We start from the raw sequence: 8,886 nt of genomic DNA, 5'->3' as shown, positions 1-8,886 counted from the left end.
AGTCCTTTTATTTTTATACCTTATAAAACTTTAGATTAAGGATATAATAAAATAAAAACAGTGCAAATAATATATGTATTTATATATGAGGAGGTTAAACCTTTGAATGATGACAAAATATTAGATATACTATATACTCCAGAAAATGAAAATTTAATAATTCTATATGAATCTGGAGCAAAGTTTTCATATAATAACGTTCCCCAATTAGTTTACCAAGGTCTCTTAAACTCAACTAGCAAGGAGTATTATAGAAATTCTTTATTAGAAAACTTCTATTCTTCTAATTAATTTATTTAAGTCTTATAATTTATATTTAGGAGGTTATAAACATGTCTGAACTTCAGGATTTGCTCAATGATATTGAAGAATTGAGAAATAATTTAAATAAGATGATTGAAAAAAAGGATTGGAATTTACAAGATCCAGATGTTATTGCAGCTAGTCAAATCCTTAACAGTGCTATTACAAAATACAACGAAATAATTAAAAACAAATTATAAAAAACTCCTTAAAAGGAGTTTTTTATAATTATTCAACATTGTAATTACTAATATAAAACAATATCAAATATAACTATATATTATCTATTAATAACTACGTCTTCTACTATACTGAGCTTACATTTTTTATAGTCCAACAAATATACAATCTTAATCACTATAATAGCCAGTATATAGGCTGCAAATACATCAATAATATTATGTTGCTTCGTCATAACCGTAGATAAAATAATTAACATAGATATTATGCTAGAACTTATCTTTAATTTTTTAGTAGCATTTCTTATGTTAATTATTGCTATATGGGTTAATATAGTCTGCAAAACATGTATACTAGGCAATGCATTTACTGGGTTATCACTAGCATATAAATGAATTAACGCCTTACTAAAGATATCTTGCCCTGTTATTTCTGGTCTAATTACAAATGTTGGATATACTAAAAACAATATAATACATATACTTTTACTTATTATTGTAGCTTTACTGTGAGTAAAAAACAACTTCTCATCCTTGACTGCCAAATAGAAAAATACCATCCACACATATATATACCAAAAAAAGTAAGGTATTATCATATATTTTACTAAAGGTATATGCTTGTCTATAAATAACTCTGTTAAATGTATCTGCATATTCAATCTATTAGTCCATAAATAAAGCATATTCAAAATTACTAGTGCCAAAAAGACAATTATTTTATTTTTATTATTTTTTATTTTGCTCATATATACTTCCTCCATTTATGAAGTATATTTTATTTTACTTGACTTATATTTTCAAGTATATTTCAATAAAATCTATATAAAAATTTAAAATTTATAGTCGTATATAGTTAGAAAACCTTGATATTTGACAAAAAATATTTTTTTCATTAATATTAATTTATCTTATAAATTTCCATTTTAACAACTAAAGTTTATAAAAATATTTTTATTATCATATGGAAAGAAGGTATGCTTGTGGACTTCAAACAATTAGAATCCTTTATCGAAGTTGTAAATCTAAAAAGCTTTTCTAAAGCAGCAAATAAATTGTATTTAAGCCAACCTACTATAACTAGTCATATCCAAAACCTAGAATCAGAACTAAAAACATTTTTATTAAATAGAAATGGGAAAAAAATTTCTCCTACAAATTCTGGAATGATTTTCTATAAATATGCTATAAACATATTAAGCCTTAAAGAAATGGCTCAATTTCAACTAAAAACATATAAAAATAAAGTAAATGGACATTTAACTATTAGTTCTAGTTCAGTACCTAAACAATATATTCTTCCTTCTATTCTCAAATCCTTTACTGATAAATACCAAGATGTTACCTTTACTATAAATCATAACAACTCTCAAAGTGTAATCCAGGACATATTGGATGGATATATAGACTTTGGAATAGTTGGAACTAAGCATAAAAATAATTCTTTAAAATATATAGACCTATTAGAAGATACACTTTTTCTTGTCACCCCTAACTTGGACAAATATAATTATGAAAATTTTAAAACGTTAAATAAAGAATTCATTTTAAAAGAAAAGTTTTTATTCAGAACAAAAGGCTCTGGTTCTAGATTACTTATAGAAAAAAAACTTGAAGAGTCAAATCTTAATATATCAAGCCTTAATATAGTAAGTTATCTTGATGATAACGAAAGCATTAAAGCTTATATAAAGCTGAATATGGGTGTTAGCTTTATGTCCAGTTATGCTATAGCCAATGAAGTAAATTCTGGGATATTTAAAGCCTTTAATATAGAAGGTTTAAATCTACATAGATCCTTTTATTTTGTCTATAACAAAAATAAGTACCTGTCTCCTTTAGCTAATACCTTTAAAAATTTTATCATTGATAACATACCTTTAATAAAAAATCCCTTATTTGTTACCCATTAAAAAGAACTAAGTCCGTCTTTGAACTTAGTCCTTTTTACTTTTAGTTTTTATAAAATGCATTATAGGCTTTGTATGTCATATATACATCAGCTTTACTTACTATCTCATAAGGGGCATGCATACTAAGTACAGGTACACCACAATCTACAACTTCCATACCATAATTCGAAAGCATGTATGCTATAGTTCCTCCTCCCCCTTGATCTACTTTTCCTAACTCTCCCATTTGCCAAATTATATTGTTTTCGTTAAATATTCTTCTAATATCACTTATATACTCTGCATTCGCATCATTGCTGCCACTTTTTCCTCTTGAACCTGTATATTTAACCATAGTAACACCTTTTCCTAAAAATGGTGCATTTTTTTTGTCTAATACTTCTGGATAATTAGGATCAAAGCCTGCACAAACATCTGCAGATAATACTCTAGAATTATATAATACTCTTTTAGTAAGAAGTTCATTGTAATCACCTTTGATTAATGCTGTAACTTCCGATACTATATTCTCTAATAATTTTGATTGCATCCCCGTATTACCATAACTCCCTATCTCTTCTTTGTCTGCAAATAATGCTACTGATGTTCTTTTCGGATTATCTATATCTAGTATAGCCCTCAAAGCAGTATATGAACAAACTCTATCATCATGTCCATAGGATGAAATCATACTTCTATCAAATCCCACATCTCTAGCTTTTCCTGCAGGTACAGCTTGTAATTCAGCCGTAGTAAAATCTTCTTCTGTAATTCCATATTTTTCATTAAGTATATTTAATATATTTATTTTTATTCTATTTTTTATATCTTTATCTGTGTAAGGTATGCTTCCTACTAATATATTTAATCCCTCTCCCGTTATACCTTCAGATAATTTTTTGCTTACTTGGTCTTTTGCTAGATGAGGCAAAAGGTCTGTTATCATAAACACCGGTTCATTAATATCTTCACCTATTTTCACATTAACTTTTTCCCCATTAGATTTTATTACTACTCCATGAAGTGATAGAGGCAATGATACCCATTGATATTTTTTTATTCCACCATAATAATGAGTTTTAAACATCCCCAATCCTGAGTCTTCATACAAAGGGAATTGTTTTAAATCTATTCTCGGAGCATCTATATGGGCTCCTACTATATTCATTCCCTTTGTAATATCATCTTTCCCTATGACAAACATAACTACAGCTTTTCCTTTTATATTAGCATAAATTTTAGTGCCTGGAGAAATCGACTTTTTATTTCGTATGTATTCTTCTATATCTGAATACCCATTTTGTTTTGCCAATTCTATAATTGCATTTGCAGACTCTCTCTCGGTCTTACTCCCATCTAAAAATCTTTTATAGTCTTCATTAAAATCTAGTACATTCTTTTCTTCAACATCATCAATCTCATCCCATACTAATTTCCAATCATGGGTCAATTTTTTTTCAATATTACTATGGCTATCTTTTTTATTCATATATTATCCCTCCAAATTATTTAAAACTTTATATTATCTTATACTATATTCTACCAAAATTCTAAAATAATATTTTATTATATTTTTTTAATATTATTTTTATATGCAAATATTGCTGCTTGTATTCTATCATTCACGTCTATTTTTTTAAATATATTAGATACATGATTCTTCACAGTCTTTTCACTTATAAACAATCTATCTGCTATCTCCCTATTATTTAATCCCTCAGCTATAAGTGAAATGACTTCATATTCCCTTCTGGTCAATAGATCCTTCTTCGATCCCTGTATTGATTTTCCACTACTCTTTCTATATTTTTTTACTAATAGAGCAGCTAAACAAGGCTGTATATAACTTTTTCCCCTTATAACTTCTTTTATGGCTTGGATTAATGTATCAGAATCTGCATCCTTTAATACATATCCATCAGCACCTATATTTATTGTTTCATTTAAATATTCCCTGTCATCATGAATAGTAAGCATTATTATTTTAGAATCAATCCCCATATCCTTTAGCCTTCTCAATGCATCTATACCATTCATATTTGGCATATTTATATCTAACAAAATAACATCTGGTTTCAGATCTATGGACTTCTTAACCGCTTCCTCCCCATCAGATGCTTCTCCTATAACCTCTATTGCCTTATCTAATTGTAACAGCTGAGTCAGCCCCTGTCTCATAAGAGAATGATCATCAGCTATCAATACTTTTATTTTATCACTCATACTAACTATCAATCCTTTCATTAATGGGTATATTTATATATATTTTCGTTCCTTTGCCAAGGGCTGTTTGAATATCAAATTTACCATTTAACAACTCTACCCTTTGCTTCATGCCTTCTATGCCTAAGCCTTTTTCAGGATTATCATAGCATTTTATTTTTTTCTTATCAAAACCTTCTCCATTATCACTTACAATCAAATTGAAACTATTATATGTATTCTCCATATTTATTTTTACTTGTGTTGCATTGGAATGTTTTCGCACATTATTTAATGATTCTTGTATTATTCTAAATAAAGCTATCTGTATAACAGATTTTATCCTCTTTACCTCTCCTATGGCATTGACTCTCACATCTATATAAGTCTCTTCACTGAAAATTTCGCTATATCTTTCAACTGTAGGCACAAGTCCTAAATCATCTAATGACATTGGTCTCAAATCATATATTATTCTCCTTATATCCTTTAAACTTTTTCTCACTATTTTTTTTAAGTCATTAAGTTCACCTTTCACTCTATCTTTATCTATATGTATAAGTTTTTCACATAGATCTGCCTTTAAGACTACATTTGCCATAGATTGTGCTGGTCCATCATGGATATCTCTAGCTACTCTTTGTCTTTCCTCTTCTTGAGCCTCAATAATCTTGATTCCCAATAGCTGTTTTTTGCTCATATCTTCAACAGTTTCTATTATATCATCTAAATCACCGCCAAGATATTCTAAAGCCAGTCCAACTTGAGTCATCAATCCTTCTGCCTTTTTTAAAGTGGTTTCTACATTTTTAAGTCTTATTTCTAAATCATTTCTTCTTTTAACTAAGTCCTTTTCTTCTTGCTGCTTTAACATGAGCCTTATTCTCATATTATTTGCATATTCATAAGCTTTCCTTATATCATATTCATTATATTTGTTAAAATTTTTACTCACCACCAATAATTTTTTTCTACCGTTTTTCTCTTGAGTTTCTAATTTAGTTACATCTCTTATACATTGATCAATTTTGTTTTGGACATTCTTAATTTGAACCCTTAATGCCTCGCATTCTTTTCTCAAGTTTTCTGCAATATCAAATATTTCATTTTTCCCATTTTCAATTGCAGATAAGGTTTTCTGTAATACTTCATTTATCTTTTTTCCAGTAGAAGATATATCTTCCATAGTAACACCTCTAATCATCTGTAAATAACATATGTTATTATTATATCAAAATTTGCGGTTATTAAATATTAGTTTTATAATACTATTTAATTAACTAAATCAACCCAATTATCAAAACAGCCAGATTTTATCTGGCTGTTTTGATAATTGGGTTGATTTAAATATCCATATTTTCAATCTCTTTTCTTTCAGACTCAGTCAGAACCTTTTCAAGATCAATCAAAATTATTAGCCTTTCATCTAATTTTCCCACTCCTGTTATATATCTTCTATCTATTCCTGCAACTATATCTGGTGTAGGATCTATATCCTCGTCACTTAGTCTAGCAGTTTGAGATGCTTCATCTACTATAAACCCTATTTGTTTTTCTCCAAGATTTATCACTATGATTCGCGTATTGCCATCGATTTCTTTTTCTTTTAATTTAAATCTTTTTTTAAGATTTATAATAGGTATAACTTCTCCCCTATAATTTATTATTCCTTCAATAAAACTGGGGGAATTTGGTATTTTTGTACTCTCCTTATAAGGGCCTATTTCTTTTACATTCATTATATCTATGCCATACTCTTCTTTTCCTAACTTAAAAACTACAAATTGTCTCTCAGCCATAGCCACCCTTCCTTTCTCAAATAATATTCTTAATTAAGTTATATTTCTACAAATTTCTATATTATCCTTCTATATTTGATAAATTTATTTAATTATATTTTATTTATACAAAGATTAAAGCTACTAAAATAGTAGCTTTAATCTACAAATTCTATATTATCCAACTGTTTCTTAAAATTTTTTCTAAACTCCTTAATATATTCTTCCCTAAGCTTCTTCTGTTCTACTAATTCCTCTTCAGTTAAACCTACATCCTTTTTTTTCTTTGCCAATTCATTTATTCTGTCTAATTTTTCCTTAGATAGCATAAATCCAACTCCTTATTCCTTTATTAGTTTTCTATCACTAACTACTATTTTACCATTTTTGATTACAGTATCAACATGATTTATGCCAAAATGATATAATATATAATCAATATTTGGGACATCTAAAATTACTATATCCGCGTTTTTATCAGTCTCTAAGCTCCCTATCTTTTCTTGTAATCCTAATGCACTTGCTCCATTTATAGTTACCGCTGAAATCACCTCTTCAGCAGTCATCTTATACTTTAAAGAAGCCAAATACATTATTAACTGTATATTTTCTGTGGGGCAACTTCCTGGATTATAGTCTGTAGAAAGCGCCACAGGTAATCCCATATCTATCATTTGTCTACCACATGCATATTTTCCTACATTTAAATTAAATGATGTGCCGGGCAATAAATTTGCTATTACTCCCTCTCGTTGCATTGCTAATAGACCTTCTTCTTCTGCAGCTGCAAGATGGTCTGCTGTCAAAGCACCAACCTGGGCAGATAATTGAGCACCTCCCATTGGATAAAGCTCATCTGCATGAATTTTAGGTGTCAGTCCATGTTCTTTTCCCGCTTCTAATATCTTTTTAGACTGTTCAATATTAAAAACTCCCTCTTCACAAAACACATCACAAAATGTTGCTAGTTTTTGTTCAGAAACTTTTGGGATCATATCATTTATTACAACCTCTACAAAACCATCAACATCGTCTTTATATTCATTTGGTACAGCATGGGCACCTAAAAAAGTAGATACTATATCAACTGGATGTACATCATTAAGTTTATTCGCTACTTTTAACTGTTTAATTTCAGATTCTACATCAAGACCATATCCACTTTTAGCCTCTACTGTAGTAGTACCCATCTTTAACATCCTGTCTAAAACCTTCATGGCTTTTTCTGCCAATTCTTCTTCTGTCGCTTTTTTAGTTGCCTTTACAGAACTCAATATGCCCCCACCAGACTTCAATATTTCCATATATGACATACCTTCTAATTTCATTTTTAGTTCATTTTCCCTAGAACCTCCATGTACTAAATGGGTATGAGCATCTACAAAACCAGGTAGAACAGTCTTTCCACTTCCATCTATAAATATGGTATCATTATCAGTCTGTATATGATCAGGTAATTCACCACTGCCTACATAAATTATCTTATTATTATATATAGCTATTATCCCATCTTCTATTTTTCTTATATTTTTCATTTCTATGCCTCTTCTAGGCCCTTTTATTTCGTCCACAGGTATCAATTGAGTTATTTTATTTATAACTATATTAGCCTTCATAAATACCACCTATTCTCCTAATCTATTTTCTAATATCTGATCTTTTTTAAATCCATCAATTTTCAAATAATATCTAGCACAATCTATTAATGCATAAGAAGGGACTAACCCTATAATTTCGCTCTCTAATACATTTACTCCAAATCTTTTAGCTTCCCTCTCTATCATATCAAAAACCCTATATAAAGGCGTTTTTTCGTAATTAACCATATTCATAGAAACCTGAACTATATCTTTTTCTTTGATTTCTACTCCCATAGCTTTACAATATCTCAATCCACCACTGCTTCCCCTTACAGCTTTTGCTATCTTATTTGCTATATTTATATCATTGGTATTCAAATTTACATTATAAGCAATTAGAGGCATCCTTGCACCTATAGCAGTAACTCCTGATTTTTTATTTAATTTTACAGGTCCAAAATCTGGTTTCCATTCTTCTTCCTTGATTTTATCTTCCATTCCTTCATACTGTCCTCTTCTAATATGTGCTAGATTTTCTCTATCTTTAGAAATAGCTGACTTTTCATATAAAAATACAGATATATTTAACTCCTCTCCTATTCTTTTTGCTAATCTTTTGGATAATTCAATACAATCATCCATTGTCACATCTTTTATAGGAATAAGAGGGATTACATCTGTAGCTCCCATCCTAGGATGTTCTCCTTTATGATTAGTCATATCAATAAGCTCCGACGCCATTTTACATGCATTAAATGCCGCTTCCTCTACTCCCTTTAGTGTACCAACAAAAGTCACCACTGACCTATTATGATCTGAATCTAAAGAATAATCTAAAAGCTTAACATCATCTACCTTTTTTATCTCAGAAACTATTTTTTCTATAATATCTTTATTTCTTCCTTCACTAAAATTAGGTACGCATTGAATTATACTTGCCACTTTCTCTTCC

Annotated in this window: 11 protein-coding genes; 3 read left to right on the top strand and 8 right to left on the bottom strand. The window is 29.1% G+C overall.

What is annotated here, in order from left to right; translation table 11 throughout:
* The first annotated feature begins 102 nt into the window (after positions 1-102).
* Together Q326_RS0109440 and Q326_RS17070 are read left to right on the top strand one after the other, a co-directional pair.
* Positions 103-291, top strand: a complete 189-nt coding sequence (locus Q326_RS0109440; protein ID WP_026895165.1) for a KTSC domain-containing protein — start codon at positions 103-105, stop codon at positions 289-291.
* A gap of 41 nt (positions 292-332) precedes the next feature.
* Complete coding sequence (locus Q326_RS17070; RefSeq protein WP_034601787.1) at positions 333-503, top strand: aspartyl-phosphate phosphatase Spo0E family protein; 171 nt, start codon at positions 333-335, stop codon at positions 501-503.
* A gap of 80 nt (positions 504-583) precedes the next feature.
* Here the strand turns inward: Q326_RS17070 and Q326_RS0109430 are convergent, their stop codons facing one another.
* On the bottom strand, positions 584-1,231 hold the full coding sequence (locus tag Q326_RS0109430) for a phosphatase PAP2 family protein (RefSeq protein ID WP_026895164.1): 648 nt from the start codon (positions 1,229-1,231) through the stop codon (positions 584-586).
* A gap of 234 nt (positions 1,232-1,465) precedes the next feature.
* Between Q326_RS0109430 and Q326_RS0109425 the strand changes: the two genes are divergently transcribed.
* Positions 1,466-2,395 (top strand): selenium metabolism-associated LysR family transcriptional regulator, encoded by a 930-nt coding sequence (locus Q326_RS0109425; RefSeq protein WP_026895163.1) that lies wholly within the window; start codon positions 1,466-1,468, stop codon positions 2,393-2,395.
* 40 nt (positions 2,396-2,435) lie between these two features.
* On the opposite strand, the gene Q326_RS0109420 is transcribed toward Q326_RS0109425, so the two are convergent.
* The 7 genes from Q326_RS0109420 to ftcD all read right to left on the bottom strand — a co-directional run bounded on the left by Q326_RS0109420 (position 2,436) and on the right by ftcD (position 8,876).
* Entirely contained in the window at positions 2,436-3,863 is a 1,428-nt protein-coding gene (locus Q326_RS0109420; RefSeq protein ID WP_026895162.1) for an aminopeptidase, read from the bottom strand.
* A 77-nt stretch (positions 3,864-3,940) separates the two neighbouring features.
* On the bottom strand, positions 3,941-4,597 hold the full coding sequence (locus tag Q326_RS0109415; RefSeq protein WP_034601784.1) for a response regulator: 657 nt from the start codon (positions 4,595-4,597) through the stop codon (positions 3,941-3,943).
* Position 4,598: 1 nt separating this feature from the next.
* Complete coding sequence (locus tag Q326_RS0109410; protein ID WP_026895160.1) at positions 4,599-5,762, bottom strand: sensor histidine kinase; 1,164 nt, start codon at positions 5,760-5,762, stop codon at positions 4,599-4,601.
* A 157-nt stretch (positions 5,763-5,919) separates the two neighbouring features.
* Positions 5,920-6,375 carry a chemotaxis protein CheW gene (locus tag Q326_RS0109405; protein WP_026895159.1) on the bottom strand — a complete coding sequence of 152 codons (456 nt, stop codon included), beginning with the start codon at positions 6,373-6,375 and terminating at the stop codon, positions 5,920-5,922.
* A 137-nt stretch (positions 6,376-6,512) separates the two neighbouring features.
* Positions 6,513-6,683 (bottom strand): DUF896 domain-containing protein, encoded by a 171-nt coding sequence (locus tag Q326_RS18220; protein WP_084489599.1) that lies wholly within the window; start codon positions 6,681-6,683, stop codon positions 6,513-6,515.
* Positions 6,684-6,695: 12 nt separating this feature from the next.
* The gene (gene hutI / locus Q326_RS0109395) at positions 6,696-7,970 is read right to left on the bottom strand and encodes an imidazolonepropionase (RefSeq protein ID WP_026895158.1); all 1,275 of its coding nucleotides are present in this window, start codon (positions 7,968-7,970) and stop codon (positions 6,696-6,698) included.
* Positions 7,971-7,979: 9 nt separating this feature from the next.
* Positions 7,980-8,876: a glutamate formimidoyltransferase gene (ftcD, locus tag Q326_RS0109390; RefSeq protein WP_026895157.1), complete on the bottom strand. Its 897-nt coding sequence runs from the start codon at positions 8,874-8,876 to the stop codon at positions 7,980-7,982.
* Between the last annotated feature and the right edge of the window lie 10 nt (positions 8,877-8,886).

Origin of the sequence: Clostridiisalibacter paucivorans DSM 22131, from assembly GCF_000620125.1 — a bacterium.
GTDB classification, from domain to species: Bacteria; Bacillota; Clostridia; order Tissierellales; family Clostridiisalibacteraceae; genus Clostridiisalibacter; species Clostridiisalibacter paucivorans.
This window is presented reverse-complemented; position numbering and strand designations above follow the sequence as displayed.

Coding starts and splice junctions, on each gene's coding strand:
- Q326_RS17070 (WP_034601787.1), top strand. CDS start 333: ATGTCTGAACTTCAGGATTTGCTCAATGATATTGAAGAATTGAGAAAT.
- Q326_RS0109430 (WP_026895164.1), bottom strand. CDS start 1,231: ATGAGCAAAATAAAAAATAATAAAAATAAAATAATTGTCTTTTTGGCA.
- Q326_RS0109420 (WP_026895162.1), bottom strand. CDS start 3,863: ATGAATAAAAAAGATAGCCATAGTAATATTGAAAAAAAATTGACCCAT.
- Q326_RS0109415 (WP_034601784.1), bottom strand. CDS start 4,597: ATGAGTGATAAAATAAAAGTATTGATAGCTGATGATCATTCTCTTATG.
- Q326_RS0109410 (WP_026895160.1), bottom strand. CDS start 5,762: ATGGAAGATATATCTTCTACTGGAAAAAAGATAAATGAAGTATTACAG.
- Q326_RS0109405 (WP_026895159.1), bottom strand. CDS start 6,375: ATGGCTGAGAGACAATTTGTAGTTTTTAAGTTAGGAAAAGAAGAGTAT.
- Q326_RS18220 (WP_084489599.1), bottom strand. CDS start 6,683: ATGCTATCTAAGGAAAAATTAGACAGAATAAATGAATTGGCAAAGAAA.
- hutI (WP_026895158.1), bottom strand. CDS start 7,970: ATGAAGGCTAATATAGTTATAAATAAAATAACTCAATTGATACCTGTG.